Below are 21,239 nucleotides of genomic sequence, written 5' to 3' on the forward strand. Positions count from 1 at the left end.
ATTGATTTTAAAAGCCAGCTTTTTTGCTGGCTTTTTAATGCCTGTTGTTTTTAATTATGGCTTTGTAAAATACTGTTTATAAATTAGAGATTTATAAATTTTGAACTATAGTTTTATAACGTATTCGTTATTTGGCTAATAGCATGATAAAAAACCTTATTTTGGCAGCAACCGTACTGCTTTCATCCTCTAACATTGCAACTTCAGTTTCTAATATTGCCCCCGATCACAAGCCTTTACTTATTGGCGGTTCTTCTTCGGTCTCGCACCTGTTGCTTTTATTAAAGCCCAATTATGAAGAGCAAACAAATACGGCCATGCAAGTCCGCTCCATGGGCAGTACTAAAGGCATTAAAGCCATAGCACAAAACATTATTGATATTGGTACTTCATCGCGCTATTTAACCAATGAAGAGCAAGAGCAATACCCTCATGTACGTCAAATTGTTATTGCGCAAGATGCGCTGGTATTTTTTACTAACAAAAAAAATAACATTGATTCGCTAAGCGTAGAGCAACTCAGCGACATTTATGCGGGCAAATATAAAACGTGGCAAGAAGTTAACCCAAATTATAAACCTGAGACACAAAGAGATAATAAAATCCTTCTGTTTAGTAAGGCCTATAACCATGGCACCTTTGATATTTTATTAGAGTTTTTAAACCTATCTTTTATGCGGGTTCCAAATGGTAATACAATTAAACTAAAGCAGGCAGGTAACCACGGGTTATTTCCTAAAATGGAAGTGCAAATGTATGACGAATTTAACCAAGCCCTTGGCATAGTACAACGCATGCCAAATGCCATTGCTTTTGACTCTTACGGTGCAGTTTCGCAGCTGCTTGGCTCTAAAAAAATAAATAAAATAAATTTACTGGGTATCAATGGCGTTAACGTTTCAGATGAAACTATTAAAAATGGTGAGTATACGTTTGTTCGCCCCCTAATTTTATTGGTAAATAGCCAATCGAGCCGCTCTGTAGAACAAACAGAGGTGTTGCTCAATTTATTAAAAGATAAGCGTGTTTTAGATACTTTGTCAGCGCATCATTATTCTTTGGTTGAGGCTGAATAAAAAAAGCCGCAGGAACCTAAGTTCACCGCGGCTTTACAACCAGAATATGTTTATAGCGCGTTTTCAAGCTGCGGTAATACCTCAAATAAATCAGCAACTAGGCCGTAATCTGCCACCTGAAATATAGGTGCGTCAGGGTCTTTATTAATCGCTACAATAACTTTTGAGTCTTTCATACCTGCTAAATGTTGAATAGCACCACTTATGCCCACGGCAATATACAGATTAGGCGCCACTATTTTACCTGTTTGCCCTACTTGCATATCGTTCGGTACAAAGCCTGCATCAACGGCAGCACGAGACGCACCAATTGCAGCGCCTAACTTGTCAGCAATACCGTTTAATAAAGCAAAGTTTTCACCATTTTGCATGCCACGACCACCTGATATAACTACCTCTGCTGCAGTTAGCTCAGGACGCTCTGACTCGGTTTGTTCAACACTTACAAAGTCACTTAATTGAGTATCACTTAACGTATCTAATGCATTTATGCTGGCAGGTGATTGTTGGTTTTGTAAGTCAAAACTACTCGCTCGTACGGTGATCACTTTTTTACTATCAAGCGATTTAACCGTGGCAATTGCATTACCGGCGTAAATGGGCCGTTTAAATGTATCGCTATCTATTACTTCTATTATTTCTGACACTTGCGCAACATCTAAAAGCGCTGCAACGCGAGGCATAAAGTTTTTACCTGTGGTGGTTGCACTGGCAACAATATGCGTATAATTATCGGCAATAGCTAAAACAAGCTCGGCCATATTTTCAGCTAACTGATGCTGATAAAGTGCATTATCGGCAGTGAGTACAGTTGTTACACCTTCAATACCGGCAACCTGTTCGCTCATTGCACCTATATTTAAGCCCGCAATAAGTACATCTATATCAAAGCCTAATTTACTTGCCGCATTGATTGTTTTTGAGGTTTCTGGTTTTAGTGCACCGTTATCGTGCTCTGCAATTACAAGTGTTTTCATTTAAATCACCTTTGCCTCTGTTTTAAGTTTCTCTACCAGCTGGGCTACATCTTCAACAATAATACCGCCACTGCGCTTAGCCGGCTCTTCTACTTTTATTAGCTGTACGCGGGGTGTTAAATCAACACCTAACGAATCTGCTGCTATTACATCAAGTGGTTTACGCTTTGCTTTCATTATATTTGGCAGCGATGCGTAGCGAGGCTCGTTTAAGCGTAAATCGGTAGTTACAATAGCGGGCAGTTTAAGTGCAACAGTTTGCAAGCCACCATCTACCTCACGGGTTACATTCACTGTGTTACCGTTTATATCCACCTTAGAGGCAAACGTACCTTGGCCGCGCTTAGTTAAAGCCGCCAGCATTTGGCCTGTTTGGTTGTTGTCTGAGTCAATAGATTGCTTGCCTAAAATAACTAGTTCTGGGGCTTCTTGCTCAACTAATTTTGCTAATAATTTAGCAATGTGCAGCGATTCTAGTTTTTCATCGGTTTCGATGTGAATGGCTTTATCTGCACCTAATGCAAGTGCGGTGCGTAGCTGCTCTTGGGCTGCTTTTGCACCAATTGTTACCGCTATAACCTCTGTTGCTGTGCCCGCTTCTTTTAATCGAATGGCTTCTTCTATCGCTATTTCACAAAATGGGTTCATTGCCATTTTTACATTTGCTAAGTCAACGTCGCTATTATCAGCCTTTACGCGTGCTTTAACGTTGTAATCGATCACTCTTTTTATTGGAACGAGAACTTTCATAGGAACTCCATCTATATTTAAACCTACAAGCTAACGTGTACGTCAACCTATTTATTTTATGAATTCAGACTACTTCCTGTTGACGTAAACGTCAACCTAAAATAACCTTAAAGTATTCACAGCCTGTAACATTTAATGTGCAAGTATTAAAAAGGCTGCATTGCTTATCTAATTTAGCTAAGCCCGTCATTGATTAAGAGGTTATTATGGTCGAACGTGAAACCATGGAATTTGATGTAGTTATTGTAGGTGCGGGCCCAGCGGGCCTTGCCAGTGCTATTAAGCTCGCACAGCTAGCGCAAGAAAAACAACAAGAACAAACTATCTGTGTGGTAGAAAAAGGCTCCGAGGTAGGCGCGCATATTCTTTCAGGTGCGGTATTTGAAACCAAAGCCTTAGATGAGCTTTTGCCTAATTGGCAAGAGCTTGGCGCCCCCGTCACTACACAAGTGACACAGGATGAAATTTATTGGTTTAATAACAGCGAAAAAGCCACTACTCTCCCTCGCTTTGCGACCCCTAAAACATTTCATAATGAAGGTAATTACATTGTTTCTATGGGCAATGTGTGCCGATGGCTTGCCGAGCAGGCTGAAAATTTAGGCGTTGAAATATTCCCAGGCTTTAGCGCTCACTCTTTAATTATTGAGCAAGACACCGTTAAAGGCATTATTACAGGCGATATGGGCGTTGATAAAGACGGCAATGAAAAAGATGGTTATATGCCAGGTATGGAACTTCGCGCTAAATACACTGTATTTGCTGAGGGGTGTCGCGGCCATTTAGGTAAGCAACTTATCAACGAGTTTGCGCTTGATAAAGATGTGTCACCACAGCACTATGGCTTAGGCTTTAAAGAAATTTGGCAAATAGATGCCAGTAAACACCAGCAAGGTAAAGTAGTGCATGGTACGGGCTGGCCGCTAAGTGGCGATACCAATGGCGGCTCTTTTATGTATCACTGCGATAACAATCAAGTGGTTGTAGGGTTAATTGTTGATTTAAATTATTCTAACCCGCATTTAAGCCCGTTTGATGAGTTTCAACGAATGAAACACCACCCTGTTTTTAAGCAAACCCTTGAAGGGGGTGAACGCATTGCCTATGGCGCCCGTGCAATTGCAAAAGGCGGCCTTCACTCGCTGCCTAAGATGCATTTTGCTGGTGGCTTATTAATAGGTTGCGATGCCGGTACGCTCAATTTTGCCAAAATTAAAGGTAACCATACCGCAATGAAATCGGGCATGGTGGCGGCAGACGTTATTTTTAAAGCGCTCCAAAGTGGCCAAGCTAATACTGATTTAGCTGATTATAAAAACGCGTTTGAAAATTCTTGGGCTTATAAAGAGCTTTACCAATCGCGTAATTTTGGCCCCGCTATGCATACCTTAGGTAAGTTTGCTGGGGGTGCGTATAATACCCTTGATCAAAACATCTTCAGCGGTGCACTGCCCTTTACCTTTAAAGACAACACGCCCGATTACGACACGCTAAAGGATGCAGCTAACAGCCCTCACATTGACTACCCTAAGCCTGATGGCCTACTTAGCTTTGATAAACTCTCTAGCGTGTTTTTATCTAATACTAATCATGAAGAGTCGCAGCCTTGCCATTTAAAGCTTAAAGATCCCGCCATTCCTATTGCGGTTAATTTAGTAAAGTTTGACGAACCCGCACAGCGCTATTGCCCTGCAGGGGTATACGAAGTGCAACAAATTGAAGGTGAAGATCAGTTTGTGATTAATGCTCAAAACTGTGTGCACTGTAAAACTTGCGACATAAAAGACCCAAGCCAAAACATTAATTGGGTAACACCCGAAGGTGCTGGCGGGCCAAACTACCCTAATATGTAACTATTTTATGCACAAAGGTGCATTAAAAACCTATCTTTTACATATAAATTATAAACCTACCCTAAATTGCAGGGGCTTCGGCCCCTTTTTTACGGTATGCTCATAGGTAAGTTTCATAAAGTGAGTATTTAATATGCCGTCGTCAAATGTTGTATTTCGTTTTTTAGCAGAGCCTACCGATGTAAATTTTGGTGGGAAGGTTCATGGTGGTGTGGTCATGAAATGGATTGACCAAGCGGGTTATGCCTGCGCTGCAGGTTGGAGCGGCCATTATTGCGTTACCGTTTCTGTTGCTGGGGTTAAATTTAGACGCCCTATTTTGGTTGGCCAAATTGTCGAAGTTGAAGCAAAAATTGCGCATACAGGCTCAACAAGTATGCAAATATTTATTCAAGTAAGGTGTGGCGATCCTAAAACTCAAAACATGGTAGAAACAAACCACTGTGTTATTAGCTTTGTAGCAATGGACGAAACAGGTTACCCGGTAGAGGTTCCTGCTTTTAAAGCACAAACAGAAGAAGATATTAAATTGGAAAACTACGCTATTAAAATGAAACAAATTGCAATTGAGACAGAAAATTTGCTTCATAAAGTATAAAAGTACAATGTAAAATTCACATAGACCGTGTAAAAGGTACAACCTTTACTTAGAAAACAAAAAACTAAAAAAGTTCACCCTGCTTATAAAAAATACAAAATAGCCGTAAAAATGCCGTATAAGTCGTTTTTACGGCTATTTTGTAACCACACCCTATTGTTGGCATGCTCACTGCAAATAACTAATTGTCGTTTGATAAGTTAAATCAAACATTTATTATTTTTTTAAAGGAGCTATACAATGATTAAAACACTTTCTCTTTCTGCAATTGCTTTAGCAACACTGGGTTTTAACTCTGCAGCACACGCTGACATTACGGATTTTGATTCTCCTCGCATTTATACAGGTGTTGGTTATGGCCAATACTCATTTGAATTTGAAGACAGCGAAAACGACACTGAATTTGATGACGATGCACAAATGCTAAAAGGTTACATTGGTACACAATTTAACGAACACTTTAGCGTTGAGTTAGCTTATCAAAACTTTGATGAAGTGAGCGACATCGACAGCAAAGCAGAAGTTGATGGTGTGTCATTATCAGCTATTTTAGCGGCTCCGCTTTCTGAAAGCTTTTCAGTATATGCTAAAGGTGGTTGGTTTGAATGGGATGCAGATGTAGAGCAAGAGCTTCCTGTTGGTAGCATTTCAGCATCACAAGACGGCGGCGACGTGTTTTACGGCGCAGGTATTCAATACGCGTTTTCTAGCAATGTTCAAATGCGCTTAGAGTACGAACGCTACGAACTAGATGATGAAATCGACCCAGAAATGGATGTTGCATCTGTATCAATTCAATACATGTTTTAATTAGCATTTAAAACACTTAAAGGTGAGCCATGTGCTCACCTTTTTGTTGCTTATAAATAATACCCATCCGTAATAATAGCTAATCATTTTGCGGGGCTAAACGTGTCGCTCCAGCCTCAAAATAACTCCACTTAATTTAGCAAATTGGTATAAACACTAATTACTACATTTTAAACCACTTAGTCTAATACCCAATTAAACCAGCTAGTCTAAAATATAACGCATTAACTGTACTGCTATAAATACTAAATAGAGGTAGAATAGCGCCCTATTTTTTAGTTAACTGAGCATTATGAGCGATTATAGCATTTCGGCTGTTGGCCACATTCAATCCCCTTATAAACAAAAGTTTGCAATACCTAGGCAACCACGTTTAGTGCCTCAAGCTAAAGCCAAACTTATTTTTACTGCTGAGTTTAATCGTGAAGAATTTGTGCGAGGCATTGAAGAATTTAGCCATATTTGGCTGTTATTTAGGTTTCATGAAACCGCCGATAAAGGGTATTCAGCTATGGTACGCCCACCACGTTTAGGCGGCAATGAGCGCAAAGGTGTTTTTGCAACGCGCGCCACATTTAGACCCAACGCCATTGGGATGAGCGCTGTAAAACTTGAAGGTGTTGAGTATAAAAACGGCCAACTTAGTTTACTGCTTGCTGGTATTGATTTACTCGATGGCACGCCTATTGTGGACATAAAGCCTTACTTACCGTATTCAGATGCAATGCACGACGCCAGTGCCGGTTTTGCCGATACCCGACCAGAAACACAAATGAGTGTCGCGTTTTCACCCGAGGCAATTGATTTTATTGCCAAGCAAACACACTACCCTGAGCTTGAAGATTTTATTGCTAATGTACTAAAACAAGACCCACGCCCCGCCTATAAAAAACAAAAACAAGGCGAGCAAAGTTATGGTATGACACTGTATAATTATAATATACGCTGGCAGGTTAACGGCGAGCATAACTTAGTAACAAGTATAGAAAATAACTAAAAAGTGCAGTTAGCGCTTTAGTGTAAAAGCAAGCGCTGGTAAACTTAGCGCCCTATTAAATAGAACATATTACTTAATTTCGGAAAAATCATGCGTACCAGTCAATATATACTCGCAACACTTAAAGAAACGCCATCAGATGCTGAAATTGTTTCGCATCAATTAATGCTTAGAGCCGGTATGATCCGTCGCGTCGCTTCGGGTTTATATACATGGTTACCCTCTGGTTTACGCGTGCTTCGTAAAGTAGAAAATATTGTTCGTGAAGAAATGGATAAAGCAGGCGCAATAGAAATGTTGATGCCGGTTATTCAACCTGCTGATTTATGGCAAGAGTCTGGCCGTTGGGAGCAATTTGGTCCTGAACTTGTTCGCTTTAATGACCGCCATAACCGTGAGTTTGCGCTAGGTCCTACGCATGAAGAAGTAATTACAGATTTTGTTCGTAAAGAGATTAGCAGCTATAAACAACTGCCTGTTACTTTGTACCAAGTACAAACTAAAGTGCGCGATGAAAGACGCCCACGCTTTGGTGTAATGCGTGCACGTGAATTTACAATGAAAGACGCGTATTCATTTCATTTAAGTGAAGCGTGTTTAGATGCCACATATAAAGTAATGCACAAAGCGTACTGTAATATTTTTGAACGCTTAAACCTAGAATACCGCCCAGTACTTGCTGATACAGGCTCTATTGGTGGTAGCTTATCACATGAGTTTCATGTACTTGCTGAATCAGGTGAAGACGCAATTGCCTTTAGTGATGCAAGCGATTATGCAGCTAACATCGAAAAAGCAGAAGCGTTAGCACCCACTCAAAGTCGTCCTGAGCCATCTAAAGAGCTTAAAGCGTTTCCTACACCAGATGCTAAAACAATTAGCGAGCTTAAAAAGCACTACGGCGTTAAACCACACCGCGGTGTTAAAACATTAATTGTTTACGGTACGCCAGATGAAAACGAACAACGTGGTTTAGTTGCGCTTGTAATACGTGGCGATCACGAGTTAAACGAATTAAAGGCTGAAAAGCACCCTCTTGTAGACTCTCCACTTGAAATGGCCACTGAGGCTGACATTGTTGCAGCAATTGGTGCAAAGCCTGGTTCACTTGGCCCTGTGGGTTTAACAATGCCAATTATTGTAGACAGAACCGCTAATGTAATGGCAGATTTTGTTGCCGGTGCTAATAAAGATGACGAGCACTTTAGCGGAATTAACTGGGATCGTGATGTTAAAGAATATCAAGTTGCTGATATTCGTAACATTGTTGAAGGCGATCCGAGCCCGTGTGGGCAAGGTACTTTACAAATTAAACGCGGTATTGAAGTTGGTCATATTTTCCAACTTGGTACTAAGTACTCAGAAGCCATGAAAGCAGGCGTACTGAGCGAGTCGGGTAAAAACCAAGTAATGACTATGGGTTGTTACGGTATTGGTGTTTCGCGCATTGTGGCAGCGGCTATTGAACAAAATAATGATGATTACGGTATTATTTGGCCACAATCTATTGCCCCATTTGATTTAGCTATTGTGCCAATGAACATGCATAAGTCGCATCGTATTCCTGATATTGCTAATAATCTATACCAAGGTTTAAAAGATGCAGGCTTAGATGTTTTATTTGATGATCGTAAAGAGCGCCCTGGCGTTATGTTTAACGACATGGAATTAATGGGTGTACCTTATACTTTAGTGATTGGTGAGCGTAATCTTGATGAAAATAAGGTTGAGCTTAAAAATCGCCGTACCGGTGAAAAGTTAATGGTTGATTTAGGCACCGCAATAGAGACTATAAAAGCGGCTGTTAAAGGTTAATAACACCTACGCTTAAAACAAACTATAAGGCCGCATTTAAACATGCGGCCTTTTTTATGCGCGTTTAATGGTAATATATATAAAAGCTAGTCACCTAATCTCCTTTCCATAACAATAAACTTTAATTAGCTGGTTTGATATAAATTGTCATGGAGGCTTCGCTAAAGTGTCTCATAAGTGTCATTAGATTTATCTACAGTGTTTAATTATTACACTATGGATGACGGGCATGACAAACAATCAACAGCGTAAAAAACAACATTATCCAGCCGTTTGGATATCGGATGTACATTTAGGGTATAAAGACTGTAGAGCTGACTACTTATTAGATTTTTTAAACTCAATTGAATGCGATACGCTTTATTTAGTGGGTGATATTGTTGATTTATGGTCGATGAAGCGCAGTTTTTATTGGCACCCATCTCACTACCAAGTGCTTAGTTGTATTCAACAAAAAGCCCTTGATGGCACCCGTGTAATATACATACCTGGTAACCACGACGAGACCTTTCGCCACTACATAAATCAAACTTTATTTGGTGTAGAAGTCCACCAGCAGTTTATCCATACCACAAAAGCCAATAAGCGCTTTTTACTGATCCACGGTGATGACTTTGACTCGGCAACCCGCTACAACAAGCTCATAAGTATTGCAGGCGATGCAGGTTACGACTTACTGCTGTTTTTAAATCGTTGGACTAACCGAGTTCGTAAAGTGTTTGGCGGTAACTACTATTCGCTTGCTGCATGGATAAAAGCACGCGTACATAAAGCCCGTGAAGCCATTGCCGCTTTTGAAGATGCCGCTATACATGAGGCAAAAAAACAAAAAGTCGATGGCATTATTTGCGGACACATCCATCACCCTAAAATTAAAGTAGTAGATGGCATAGTGTATTGTAATGATGGTGATTGGATTGAAAGCTGTACCGCATTAGTTGAGCAACCAAACGGTAAAATAGAGCTGTTGCATTGGTCTGATACGCAAAAAGTACTTGATACAGCCGATGTAACCAGCTTAGTTAAACCTATTCAAACTGATACCAAACCAAGTAAGTCAGCAGCGTAACTGCTGACTTAGCCCATTTAGTTTAACCAGGTTAGTAGCCTATTTTTAAGTGTTTTAGGCTTTATTGGCTTGGTAATATAATCATTCATGCCGGCGGTAATGCAACGCTCTCTATCGCCTTCCATTGCACTTGCGGTCATGGCAATAATTGGAATGCTAATATACTCAACCCCAGCTTTAGCATTTCTTATTTCGCTGGTGGTATCGTAGCCATCTAGATTAGGCATTTGGCAATCCATTAAAATTAAGTCAAACGGTTGCTCTTGATTAAATTTAAGGGCAGAGAGTGCTTCTATACCATCACTTGCACAGGTAATTTTTATCCCTGTGCGTTTTAAAATAGCTTTCGCTACCTCAATGTTAATCATGTTGTCGTCAACCAATAATACATGATACTTAGACAACTCAGGCTCTGGCTCTATGTCGTTTGCTTGTTTAGGCGCGGTTAAAACAAACTCATTATTAGCGCCAAAAATACTGCCTAGCTTATAGGTAAATTGATCTTGCGTAAGTGGTTTGTGCAAAATGTGGCTATGCTCAGGAAACACCTTTTTAGATTGCTTATTAACCACCATGTCTCGCAATATAAGCACATATTTTTTATCTGCCTTTTCGCAGTAGCTTATTAGCGCATTAACTTGCGGGTGTTCGTCATCAATAATCAGTAAATCGGCATCAAATTCGCTGTGTTCACTAAAGTAGTCGAGCCTTGTAATATGGCTTGGCTGAATTTTACAGGTTTGAGTTAATAATCCGCATACATTTTTAAATACGTTATCGCGAGCAATAAGCGCCGCTACACTGATTTCTTTAGAAAGCTCAATGCCGGTATTAAGTTTTTGCTGTTGCGCCACATGTAACTCTACCGTGGCAATAAAGGTGCTGCCTACGCCCTTTTCACTGCTAACGGTGATATTACCGCCCATTAATTGCGCCAATTTTTTACATATAGATAACCCTAAACCGGTGCCACCAAAATGGCGCGTAGTGCTTGAATCTTCTTGGGTAAACACATCGAACAGTTTATCGATGTTTTCAGGGGCAATACCAATACCGGTGTCTTTAATTATAAAGCTCATTAAAATTTTACTGTCGGTAATGTATTTAGAGTTTAAGGTTAAACTTACTTCGCCTTTATGCGTAAACTTAAACGCATTATTTATTAAATTAATTAAAATTTGCTTAAGGCGATGGCTATCACCAATAACCATTCTATCAACCACGTTTTGGGTATTTAAAAAGACCTCTAGCCCTTTACGTTGGCCCTGCAGCGCAATTGAATTAATCATATCGCTACAGACAGAGATAACATCAAACGAGTGATTATCAATATCTAGTTTACCCGCTTCAATTTTAGAAAAATCTAAAATATCGTTAATTAAACTCATTAACGAATGTGCACTGCTATTGGCTAATTTTAAATAGTGTTGCTGTTGCTCAGTGAGGCTGTCTTCTTTAAGCATTTCAAGCATACCTAAAACACCGTTCATGGGTGTGCGTATTTCGTGGGAAATATTGGCTACAAAGTCACTTTTTGCTTGGCTTGCGGCAAGGGCTTGGTCAATCGCTCGCTCAAGTTCAACAGTACGCTGAGATACCTTTAACTCTAACGTGCTATTTAAACCCTGTAACTGTGATTGAGTTTGCTTTAACGAGCTGATATTACGCAAAATAGCAGCAACCTGATAACGATTGCTAAATACATCAAATACGCTGGTCAGCGTGATTGAATAATATTCTTTATTGCCATCATCACCAGTATAAACCGCTTCAAATGGCATTTTAGAGCCATGCTCTATGGTTTCACTAATGCAGTTTTTATCTTCATCTGCAAGGGTAAATAAGTTACTAAAGCGGGTGTTGTCATTTCCTAGCCTACTTGCAAAAACTTTTTTAGCCGTTTGATTACAATGAATAATAGTTTCATCACTGTCTATGGTAAAAATAGCGTCGAGTGAATTTTCAATCACTTTATTATTTTGCTCTGTTAAAGAGTGTATAAGCAGCTTGCGATTAATATAACGCTGATATAACAGCGTTATAATTATAAATATAGTAAAAAATGTGGCGGTGATGGCAATAAAACTTTCGCGCCTTTTTGCAACGCGTTCCAACAAGGTTTCAGAATCAATAGAAACGGCCATCTCTAACGGCAGCATGGCAATATCGCCTTCAAAACTTACTCGTTTATTTAAAAAGTACTGTTTTGGCGCATCACCTATTAACAATGTTTCGTGAGAGTTCATGTTTTGTGTGGGGCTAAATTCATCGCTCCAGGTTTTGGCTTGGTTAAATTCAAAGCCAAACCGTAAATCAGGGTTTGGGTGGTATAAAAATTCGCTTTCATTATTAAGCAAATAAATATTAATCCCAGGTGGAAGTTCAAACGTTAAACTTTCAAATAACTTATCTGCGGAGTAGTTTGTCACTAAAATTGCAAACACTTGCTTTAAATGATCAAAAACAGGCTTAGCTACGCGGTATGTACTCACAAAGGGTTTTTGTATTTCACCGTTTTCGCGGTTGTAGTTAATAGGCGATATATACACGCTTTTTTCATCAAGCATACTGGCTTTAAGTACGTAGTCTCGCCCGCCTTTTTTTTGCAGTTGCGCGCCCTCTAGCCTAATTATGTCACCTAAAAAGCGGTCTACACGTACTATCTCTTGGCCATTTTCAGCAAGCATAATGTAACGTGCTTGCAAAATAGAATCGTCGGTTTGCATAAACCCGCTAAAAATATCAGCAAGGCGGTCTTGCCATACAGCAATTGGAGTTTGTAATAGTGGGTCGATTAATTGATTGTCGGTCGCTCTAGATATACCTTGAATAGGTGGAGTGGCGTTTAAAAAGCGAATAGCGGTAATACTGTCGTTTAAATGATTTTTTAAAGACGCGGCTTTTGTTTCAAGCTCACGATTGAGTTCACTACGTGCATCGTTATATATCTCTGCGCGCACTTTTTTTTCAAACACATACACCGAAGGCAATGCAATAACTAAAAAAACAATAATGGCAACCAGTAATAATTTATTACCTTTTGCTGCTGTTATAAATACATTCCTTTCTAACATTAACCTTCACCAACAGATTTTACTCGCTACAGTATAGAGTATTAAAAGCTAAAAAGGAGCCCAAAACTAACTACTTATCGTTATTAACTTTAATATTTTTAATAATTAAAGTACTAATGTATTAGACAAAACAAATAACCACCTCAAAGAGTTAACCCAAGATGAACAAGCGCTCAATCAAGGAGCTACTTAGGAGTCTTCTGGTTATGCAAACCTTCTTTTACAACAAATATCGCTATAACCACACAAAAGGTAAACCCTCCTCCAATACAGATATAGTTGATTAATGGGCTCGAATCAGAGTCTAGAGTCATCGAAAAAAGGCCATAGCTCAATATAAATAAAGCTATTAAAGATGAAATAATTATTACAGTGAAGTTTTTCATTCTATTACCCCTGTTTCTTTGGCGATATTCTTTAAATTATTCAAAAATTGAATCGATTCATGTGTTATGTCTTTAATTATAAACTTAGACTCTATTTCAAGATCGTCTTGATCTATGCCATCGTTACTAACTGTCTTTAAAAAAACAGCTTTTCCTTCATTGTGCAATGTGATTTCCGTCGGTAATTGACCTGTGTCGTATTTAAATTTGCGCATAAAGTCTATTAAAGGCACGTCTAAAAAACCAACCAACGCTTTTCCAAAATAAGTATCTTCTTTTGCTCGTTTTAACAGCCAAGTATATTCAGTAGATGATATAAATTGATTTGGGAATGCACTTATTTTAACTGTTTTTACTTTATCACCATCTAAATATCCTACAAATAAGTTATCTCCTTCCTTTTCATAAGCAATGTAATTATTAGGGTCATTTTTAGGATCTAAGCTCATTTCATAAATTTGCTCTTTGGTAAATCCTGGAGCGTATTGCAGCATTCCTTTTAAAGCATCCTCTGCGCGCTTATACGTAACTGAGTAATCAGTTCTGTAAGCAATGTTTTTTTGATGATCTAGAATATATTGGCCATCATCTTTAATGGTCATTTCTGTAAAGGTTTTATTTGGCAAAATATAATCTGTACGAAGGTATTTATCGGTGACCTTTATTTTAATATGTGCGAAATGATTTAACTCTTTAGTGACTTGATAATTAAGTGTTAGGCTATTTTGCGCATGTGCATAACCACAAAAAACCACAGTGATAAAAACTATTAACTTAACAATATTTTTCAAAATTTCATCCTTAAAACTTAGGAGCTAAAAAGCGATATAACACGCTATATTAAGCTGTTATCAGCGCATGTAATAAAGTACCTATTAGATTAAATAGATATAACTTTTTCTAGGTTCATAACAAGTATAATGAGTATGAATAATAAAACGAATAATCCTACGTGCCGCTTAAATGGGTAAACCATTTCGCTTGCTCTATCTAATGAAACTGGGTATTGGTATTTTAATAACGAATATACTAGGGCTTCACTATCAACACTCCAGTGCGTCAGCGAAATGCTCTGCCCTTTTGTGGTATTAAAAACAAGCGATATTAAGTGTGACCTTTTTGTAGTTCTGCCAATAGAGTCATCAATTGAATCGTAGTTGTAATTCCATTTAGCCTCAATGCTAATAATATCCTGCTTAGTTAATGTACGCGGTGTTTTATCAGTAAATAATAGTGCGGGTAAATAAAGCTCGTCACCATTTACTATAATGGAGCTTAGAGGCGCTGTTTTTATAAAATAGTATTTATTACAAACAATAACCCTAGCAAAGTGATAACTTACATAAGTTATTACTAAAAATGCAAAAGATGATTTCCAATTTTGTGATGAATAAGCAATAAATAGTGTAAGCAAAGCAAAACACACGACGACAAAATGAACTAAGCTTTTCTTACTATCAGGGAGCGGTAGCGCACACCTAAGTATGGGAATATTATTTTTAGCCTCCGCATTACCTAAAATAGTATGTTGCGGAAATATTTTTGTAAATTTGTTCACCGTTGTTGAGTTTGTTTTTTCAGCCTCGGCCTCTTCACGTTTAGCTGCATAAACGCGCTCAACGGTTGACAGCTTACTCACCACTAACTGTGCTTGTTTGTCTTGCTTGAAACACCTAAACGTATAAGTGCTCAATTTACCTTCTGCTGAAGTGTAATTAATATCTATGATATTTACAGCTTTATCTGCTCTAAACGATATTGTGTTTATACTGTTCATATCAATGGTGTGGTGACTATACGTGAAGATTTCTTTCTTAAAAAAATAAGCCCCCAACTTTACATCAATTTGATTATTGTGTTCATCAAATTTTAATCGGTGTTGAAACATCAAAAGCACAATAATTAATAAAACATCAAGCCCATCGCTTGTATCAAAAATAAAGCCTTGACTTAAAACACCTAGCACAAGCCCTGCTACTGTTAGCCAAATGAATAGCCATTTAATCGTTTCTAATAGTGATTTTAATATAATTGAATTAGCCAAAATTCCCTCTTTGAATAAAAAAGTATGCTTAGTTACATACTCTCATAATATATAAATACTTAAAGTAGTCGAAAAGCTATTAACTAGACGCAACAATGATTATCCAACCGTCAGCTTTTGTTTTTTCAAAAGCACAACCCGTAGAGTAACTACGTTTATCACCTGATTTAGCTTCAATCCTAACGGATGCATTTTTTTTAGGTGCTTTAGTAGATATTTTAATAGAGGTAATCTCAAAATTAGGATCTTGTGCATACTCCTGAAACTTCTCAGCTTCTTTACTCAAATATGCAATAGCTCGTTTTTTTTCGTCTTCCGTATCTTTAAAATGCTTTGGTACAAAAGTCATCAAAGTATCAATGTCTTTATCAGCTTTTGCTTGTCTAAATTCTTCGCATTTTTTTATAAATAATGGATCTTGATTATCCTTGGCTGGCAAATTTACGTTAGATTCATCAGCAAAAGCTGCTGTGCTTAAAAATATGATGCTAGAAAGCGCTATTAATTGTGATTTCATTTCAAATCCTTTGTTAACGGAACAAATAAGGGGGACGTTGTGTAAATATTAAGTTTTTCACTTTTATTATTTTGCTCTGTAGCAGTCGCGTTCATAGTAAATTCAAAACCGCCCTCTACTGGTTTCCAAGTAAAACCATCTACTTCCGGAGGACCAGATAAAATTCGACCCTCTTTATCAATACATGCTAACCCCCCTAATAAGGTATCTTCGTTTTCTAGCGCCCATAAGTCCTCTCCCATTACAGCCAATAGCATTGTGCAGCTATGCTTACTACCCTCAATGCTTACATCATAGATTAACATGCTATCGCCAGATTCAAACTTAATTGAATCTTCAATAACCCCCGTCACTAAGTGGGAGTCTACACACCCTTGCAAAACTAATGAACCAAGCAATACACACATGGTTTTTTTTAACATAACGTTCCCTTATTCACTCTTAATTATTATTTTTACGTTCACTTTTTAGTTTTTTATAAAGATCATCGGCTACTGCTGTGGCTTTACCAATAATGCTATAAGAGTCATCTTTTAAAAATGCGTCAATCGACTCTTGCCTTAAATTTTCTTCATACCAGTATTTAAACTCTTTGTATGATACTAAATCACTTATTTTATTTTTTAACTGTTGCACATTCTCAACTTTGTTTTGATATGCAAAAGCACGTAAAACAAAAGATTTAAGCGTACTATCAACACTTAGCTCTATTTGACTATCATCGGCTATGTAACTTTGGAATAATCGAATGCCATCTTTGTAATAAAGAGAAATATAATCAGTGGTTGAGCTTATTTGTACCTGTTTGTTATTAAAGGCATTAATGCCATAAAACTCGCCGTCTAAATTATCTACATAAAAAGGCCCCTTAATATGTAAGTAATCAGGCATGACAACCTTTAGGGATATACCGTGTTCTTTTTTGATACTTGAATAGTTACTTTCACCATATACATTTTGTAAGCTAAACCAGCCTGTACCAACATCACTAGGCACAATAAAACTAGCATTAGTATCATCTATATAATCCAACTGAATTGTTGGGCCATCTGCAAAAACTAATGCAGTACCACTTTCTAAATTTGCACCAGTTATTAATACTTTATCGCCTTCGACTACATTTTTAGTCGGAATGCCTGTAATAACTGGTGTTTTTGGATGCAGTAACGTGGCATCAATACTGTTGGTTTTATAGCCATCTATAGCTAGAAAAAATGTAATGGGTTCTCCGCCCAACGCTACCTTTGGATAATTAGGTATAACAAATTCAATTTTATTCTCTGATGTAATCGTCACTGGTAAATTAACGACCGGCTGTTTATCATCCCCTTTTAATATTACCAAATGTGCCGCATCACCTTTTAGGTTTTCTGCATTTAAATTAGCAGGAAAAAACGGCCTAACTTTGTTAATAAATACCGCCAAGTCACTATGAGAGTATGTTGCAGAGCTAATGACTGGTGTATTTGATGGGTATAAGTTATTTATACCAATTAGTTTTTCTAGTGGCTGAGTGTCATTTTCATCAAACAAAAAGTCGCCATCGTCGTCAGTATCTAAAAAATTAGGGATGCCATCACCATCAAGATCATAACGGATAAATTCAACTAAGTTTAATTCATCTGAATCTAAAACTGCATTATTGTCACTGTCTAAGTCTATAAAGGCTGGTTTTTTATCACCATCTAAATCGTAGGTTTGTTCTATAGCATCATTAATGCCATCATCATCACTGTCTAAATCAAGCCAGTTTGGAGTACCATCATTGTCGACATCATGACTAAAGATAAAGTTAGCTGTATAAATATGGTACTCATTTCCATCGGGTATTTTATCAGCATCTGTATGTTGCCCAAGGTGGTTCATTCCCAAAGCAAGCTCTTTGTTTGTGGGAACTGCGTCTTTATCTATATCAATAAATGCATGTACCGTATATGTAAAGCTATCTGCACCTAAGTTGTTTCTATCAGTAATACTTAAATTATATTCACCTGCTTGCTTAGGTGAAAAAGTAATAACCTGACCGACTTTACCAACGTGTTCAATGTTTGTTGGTATAGAAGAAATAACATCGCCATTATTATTAATAATCGTTAAAGACGGTGTAAAACGTGAATCATCTTTAAAAAGTATAAACGTCACTGATAAGTCTTCAAATAGCATTGAGCTGGGGATATTAAATTTAAAATCATCTATATCTACATTTTTAGCAATAACCCCCGCCGCTTTAAAAGGTATATTCCCAACAGGGTTTGCTTGGCCAACGTTATTATTAAACTCTTGTTCTTGAACAACCGACATTGTGGTTTTAGTTGCATCAAACGGGTAATCATCGTGCTCATCTGGCACGCCATCACCGTCTTCATCTTTGTTTTGCCATGTACCTATATGAATAGTTGGTTTAATAGTTTTTGCGTTTAATGGTGTTATAAACATTAGCGAGCTAAAAACGCTGCTAAAGCTCAATAATGAGAGGTAAAATAGAGGTAGTTTCAAGAGTCCATCCTGTTTAGTAATCCATAATTTAGCTTTAAAGTTATACTATTTAATAATACTAAAATTTAGTTAGTATTTATGCGCGGGCCTTCACTAAATTTTAAAAAATAAAACCAGCGATACATATCGCTGATTTATTATGACAAAGTCAACTTTTAATTAATGCCTAGTTAGCTATATATCTAACACCCATTTTGTTGTGCCAGGCAACAGCTCAAACACACAGCTATCTACAGCACCAATATTCCTAGTAGTACCACCATTATCCCACTTGATAATAACTTGGGCGACATCATTTGGCACTTCACTGGATAAATATTCAGCGCGTTTAAAGTACGAGCCAGCTTCATCTAGAGCTCGCCGATGACTAGAAGCCACTTTTTCCATTTTCTTAGCCATTTTAGGTTTAAGCGTACCTTTATATTTTTCCTCTACAAAGCTCCACATAACCTCTTTATTATCGTCGCGCATTGCATTTCGCCATAACTGGCATTTTTCTATAAAAATATCTGCTTGGTTATTTTTAGCATTAAACTCAACATTCGGCTTAGCCGCTAACGCATGTGCACAGCTAAATAACAAGGGTAAAGAGATAAGCATTTTTTTAAACATTATTTAATCCATTATGTTTATATTCGGTTGATTGAATTTTGCTCACGCAAGTTAAATTATATCTATCATCATAAGCTTTTTTATTCATAAGACATCGCTTTTACTTTGTTTCTAAGCTTGAGCATTTTCATGGATAGCTTGTAGTTTTTTGGAGAAAAAAACACTCTAAAATCCTCTTCTACACCTTTTGTAAAATACGCTAAATACTCATCATACTCTTCTAATGAACGTAAGTTTCTTAATGCTTCCAATCGTTTAGATTGACTTGCAGAAACAAAAAAAGGTTTCAAAACATACTCCTCAGCTGTGCTTTGCAAACTTAGCGACAGCGCGCTTTCATTGCCCACAACACCAGCTGATAAAATAGCAATCCCGTCATACCAAATTGAGACTGTAGAGCCTTCTTTATTAAAGCTAAACGCTTGCCCATCAACAAATGATAATTGTGAGTACTTAGCCCCTTGTGGTATTACAGTTACTTCCCCTTGCAAATCGTGGTATGCGGCTGGGAGGTTCAAGTCGAGTGTTACTTCCCTTTGATTATCAATATTGATGTACATGGAATTACTTTTGCCATAAACGTTTTGTAAATAAAATGAACCACTTGCTGCTTCATCAGGGAGCACAAATACTGCAAGGCTGTTTGATACCCAGTCGGCTTCATACTTACCTTCTCCCATTACAACTTTAGCCAAATCGTTAATGCTTTCACCTTCAATTTGGATTTGTTCGCCAGGTACTGCTTGAGATGTCGATATCGACTTTATTAGAGGCGTTTTGGGATGTAAAAGCTGGAATGTTAAGTCATTGCTACGGATATTATCTTTGGTAATAAATAATGTAAGCTCTTCACCTTCCAATGCAATTTTTTCATAATTAGGTATTACGATGCTTATTGAAGTGTTTGTAGCTTGCGTAATGGGCATATTAACAACGGGAAGGCGCTCATCCCCTTTTGATATTACAACAAAACCACCTTTTTCAGGGAAATTTTCGCCTTTAATAATTAGAGGTCTAAAAACTCTTCCTTTATTGGGAAGCGATATTGAGTCTGAAAGTTCATAGTAGATTGATGCTAACGTTATTGCTGAATCACTTTCTGCGCTAGTGTAAGTAAGGAATTTTTTTGGCTCTTCGTCATTCACATCAAAAACTGCATCACCATCATCGTCTATATCAATGTAATCTGGGATTCCATTTCTATTTGTATCAATTAAAGTGCCATTACTCTGAGCTTGTTCGTCCCTATCACTAATAATGTTATTATCGCTGTCTAAATCAACGAATGCAGGTAACTGATCAGTATCAAGATCAGCAGTGCCCTCTAAAGTATCAGGTATGCCATCGCCATCGGAGTCGTCATCTAGCCAATTAGGTACTGAGTCTCCATCTACGTCATGCGCAAATACATTTTTACTACTAAATACCCAATATTCATTACCATCTGCAATGCCATCTCGATCTGAATCCTGAATTTTATAATTTAGTTTAAGTGCTTGCTCTTTGTTATCGGGTATTGCATCTTTATCTGTATCAATAAAACCGAATGCTTGATATTTAAAATCATCAGCATGATTACCATTTCGATCAAGTACTGACAGGTTATATTCCCCACTTTGTTTAGGATTGAAAGCAATAGCTGCGCCAAGTGGCGCAACTCTATCAATAGCTAATTCGATATGTTCAACTACTTGACCATTATTTTTGAAAATACCAAGCTGAGGATGAAACCGCGAAGACTCCTCTAATACAATAAAACTCATTGACTTACCGCTTTGCACATCAGCCTCAGTAACAGTAAATTTAAAGTCATCTATATCAGATGAAAGTGAAATAACCCCCTCAACAGCAAAAGGGATATTCCCAACAGGGTTTGCTTGGCCAACGTTATTATTAAACTCTTGTTCTTGAACAACCGACATTGTAGTTTTAGTTGCATCAAACGGGTAATCATCGTGCTCATCAGGCACACCATCACCGTCTTCGTCATTGTTTTGCCATGTACCAATATGTGCGGATGATTTAACTGTTTTTGCTTGAACGTGTGTTGTATATGTTACCGAGCTAATAGCACAGCTAACACTTAACAATGAAAGGTAAAATAGGGGTATTTTCAAGAATCCATCCTTGTTGGTTTATCCATAAAGCATTTACAGTTATAAACT

At 37.8% G+C, this 21,239-nt stretch carries 17 protein-coding genes; 7 read left to right on the plus strand and 10 right to left on the minus strand.

Going from position 1 to position 21,239, the window contains the following annotated elements:
- The first annotated feature begins 143 nt into the window (after positions 1 to 143).
- Entirely contained in the window at positions 144 to 1,076 is a 933-nt protein-coding gene (locus MTF68_RS02125; RefSeq protein ID WP_064387319.1) for a substrate-binding domain-containing protein, read from the plus strand.
- Between the two features lie 50 nt (positions 1,077 to 1,126).
- Here MTF68_RS02125 and MTF68_RS02130 read toward each other — a convergent pair whose 3' ends face one another.
- Both MTF68_RS02130 and MTF68_RS02135 read right to left on the minus strand, forming a co-directional pair.
- Positions 1,127 to 2,053: an FAD-binding protein gene (locus MTF68_RS02130; protein WP_248461519.1), complete on the minus strand. Its 927-nt coding sequence runs from the start codon at positions 2,051 to 2,053 to the stop codon at positions 1,127 to 1,129.
- Entirely contained in the window at positions 2,054 to 2,803 is a 750-nt protein-coding gene (locus MTF68_RS02135; RefSeq protein ID WP_004586651.1) for an electron transfer flavoprotein subunit beta/FixA family protein, read from the minus strand. It abuts the gene before it with no gap.
- A gap of 206 nt (positions 2,804 to 3,009) precedes the next feature.
- Here MTF68_RS02135 and MTF68_RS02140 point away from each other — a divergent pair, with 206 nt between their 5' ends.
- The 6 genes from MTF68_RS02140 (at position 3,010) to MTF68_RS02165 (ending at position 9,945) form a co-directional block, all read left to right on the plus strand.
- Positions 3,010 to 4,656, plus strand: a complete 1,647-nt coding sequence (locus tag MTF68_RS02140; RefSeq protein ID WP_248461520.1) for an electron transfer flavoprotein-ubiquinone oxidoreductase — start codon at positions 3,010 to 3,012, stop codon at positions 4,654 to 4,656.
- Positions 4,657 to 4,789: 133 nt separating this feature from the next.
- Complete coding sequence (locus MTF68_RS02145) at positions 4,790 to 5,254, plus strand: acyl-CoA thioesterase (protein ID WP_004586653.1); 465 nt, start codon at positions 4,790 to 4,792, stop codon at positions 5,252 to 5,254.
- 240 nt (positions 5,255 to 5,494) lie between these two features.
- Positions 5,495 to 6,064: an outer membrane beta-barrel protein gene (locus MTF68_RS02150; RefSeq protein ID WP_248461521.1), complete on the plus strand. Its 570-nt coding sequence runs from the start codon at positions 5,495 to 5,497 to the stop codon at positions 6,062 to 6,064.
- A gap of 292 nt (positions 6,065 to 6,356) precedes the next feature.
- Positions 6,357 to 7,061, plus strand: coding sequence for a tRNA (N6-threonylcarbamoyladenosine(37)-N6)-methyltransferase TrmO (gene tsaA, locus MTF68_RS02155; protein ID WP_029773613.1), 705 nt, complete (start codon positions 6,357 to 6,359; stop codon positions 7,059 to 7,061).
- Positions 7,062 to 7,151: 90 nt separating this feature from the next.
- Complete coding sequence (locus MTF68_RS02160; RefSeq protein WP_248461522.1) at positions 7,152 to 8,876, plus strand: proline--tRNA ligase; 1,725 nt, start codon at positions 7,152 to 7,154, stop codon at positions 8,874 to 8,876.
- Positions 8,877 to 9,105: 229 nt separating this feature from the next.
- Positions 9,106 to 9,945, plus strand: coding sequence for a UDP-2,3-diacylglucosamine diphosphatase (locus MTF68_RS02165; protein WP_029773612.1), 840 nt, complete (start codon positions 9,106 to 9,108; stop codon positions 9,943 to 9,945).
- 17 nt (positions 9,946 to 9,962) lie between these two features.
- Here MTF68_RS02165 and MTF68_RS02170 read toward each other — a convergent pair whose 3' ends face one another.
- The 8 genes from MTF68_RS02170 to MTF68_RS02205 all read right to left on the minus strand — a co-directional run bounded on the left by MTF68_RS02170 (position 9,963) and on the right by MTF68_RS02205 (position 21,191).
- Complete coding sequence (locus tag MTF68_RS02170; RefSeq protein ID WP_248461523.1) at positions 9,963 to 13,019, minus strand: ATP-binding protein; 3,057 nt, start codon at positions 13,017 to 13,019, stop codon at positions 9,963 to 9,965.
- A 382-nt stretch (positions 13,020 to 13,401) separates the two neighbouring features.
- Positions 13,402 to 14,196 (minus strand): hypothetical protein, encoded by a 795-nt coding sequence (locus tag MTF68_RS02175; RefSeq protein WP_248442284.1) that lies wholly within the window; start codon positions 14,194 to 14,196, stop codon positions 13,402 to 13,404.
- An 89-nt stretch (positions 14,197 to 14,285) separates the two neighbouring features.
- Positions 14,286 to 15,449, minus strand: coding sequence for a hypothetical protein (locus MTF68_RS02180; RefSeq protein WP_248461524.1), 1,164 nt, complete (start codon positions 15,447 to 15,449; stop codon positions 14,286 to 14,288).
- Positions 15,450 to 15,528: 79 nt separating this feature from the next.
- Positions 15,529 to 15,966, minus strand: coding sequence for a hypothetical protein (locus MTF68_RS02185; protein ID WP_096041701.1), 438 nt, complete (start codon positions 15,964 to 15,966; stop codon positions 15,529 to 15,531).
- Positions 15,963 to 16,388 (minus strand): hypothetical protein, encoded by a 426-nt coding sequence (locus MTF68_RS02190; protein WP_248461526.1) that lies wholly within the window; start codon positions 16,386 to 16,388, stop codon positions 15,963 to 15,965. The genes MTF68_RS02185 and MTF68_RS02190 overlap by 4 nt, the downstream gene beginning before the upstream one ends.
- 19 nt (positions 16,389 to 16,407) lie before the next feature.
- Positions 16,408 to 18,402 carry a hypothetical protein gene (locus tag MTF68_RS02195; protein WP_248461528.1) on the minus strand — a complete coding sequence of 665 codons (1,995 nt, stop codon included), beginning with the start codon at positions 18,400 to 18,402 and terminating at the stop codon, positions 16,408 to 16,410.
- A gap of 234 nt (positions 18,403 to 18,636) precedes the next feature.
- Positions 18,637 to 19,074, minus strand: coding sequence for a hypothetical protein (locus MTF68_RS02200; RefSeq protein WP_248461530.1), 438 nt, complete (start codon positions 19,072 to 19,074; stop codon positions 18,637 to 18,639).
- A gap of 80 nt (positions 19,075 to 19,154) precedes the next feature.
- Positions 19,155 to 21,191, minus strand: coding sequence for a hypothetical protein (locus MTF68_RS02205; protein ID WP_248461532.1), 2,037 nt, complete (start codon positions 21,189 to 21,191; stop codon positions 19,155 to 19,157).
- Positions 21,192 to 21,239: the final 48 nt, after the last annotated feature.

This window comes from Pseudoalteromonas sp. 2CM37A (genome assembly GCF_023161885.1).
GTDB lineage: Bacteria > Pseudomonadota > Gammaproteobacteria > Enterobacterales > Alteromonadaceae > Pseudoalteromonas > Pseudoalteromonas atlantica.

Bases quoted from the DNA above. Each gene is read 5' to 3' on its own strand.
- MTF68_RS02125 (WP_064387319.1), top strand. From the start codon at position 144: ATGATAAAAAACCTTATTTTGGCAGCAACCGTACTGCTTTCATCCTCT.
- MTF68_RS02130 (WP_248461519.1), bottom strand. From the start codon at position 2,053: ATGAAAACACTTGTAATTGCAGAGCACGATAACGGTGCACTAAAACCA.
- MTF68_RS02135 (WP_004586651.1), bottom strand. From the start codon at position 2,803: ATGAAAGTTCTCGTTCCAATAAAAAGAGTGATCGATTACAACGTTAAA.
- MTF68_RS02140 (WP_248461520.1), top strand. From the start codon at position 3,010: ATGGTCGAACGTGAAACCATGGAATTTGATGTAGTTATTGTAGGTGCG.
- MTF68_RS02145 (WP_004586653.1), top strand. From the start codon at position 4,790: ATGCCGTCGTCAAATGTTGTATTTCGTTTTTTAGCAGAGCCTACCGAT.
- MTF68_RS02150 (WP_248461521.1), top strand. From the start codon at position 5,495: ATGATTAAAACACTTTCTCTTTCTGCAATTGCTTTAGCAACACTGGGT.
- tsaA (WP_029773613.1), top strand. From the start codon at position 6,357: ATGAGCGATTATAGCATTTCGGCTGTTGGCCACATTCAATCCCCTTAT.
- MTF68_RS02160 (WP_248461522.1), top strand. From the start codon at position 7,152: ATGCGTACCAGTCAATATATACTCGCAACACTTAAAGAAACGCCATCA.
- MTF68_RS02165 (WP_029773612.1), top strand. From the start codon at position 9,106: ATGACAAACAATCAACAGCGTAAAAAACAACATTATCCAGCCGTTTGG.
- MTF68_RS02170 (WP_248461523.1), bottom strand. From the start codon at position 13,019: ATGTTAGAAAGGAATGTATTTATAACAGCAGCAAAAGGTAATAAATTA.
- MTF68_RS02185 (WP_096041701.1), bottom strand. From the start codon at position 15,966: ATGAAATCACAATTAATAGCGCTTTCTAGCATCATATTTTTAAGCACA.
- MTF68_RS02190 (WP_248461526.1), bottom strand. From the start codon at position 16,388: ATGTTAAAAAAAACCATGTGTGTATTGCTTGGTTCATTAGTTTTGCAA.
- MTF68_RS02195 (WP_248461528.1), bottom strand. From the start codon at position 18,402: ATGTTTATAACACCATTAAACGCAAAAACTATTAAACCAACTATTCAT.
- MTF68_RS02200 (WP_248461530.1), bottom strand. From the start codon at position 19,074: ATGTTTAAAAAAATGCTTATCTCTTTACCCTTGTTATTTAGCTGTGCA.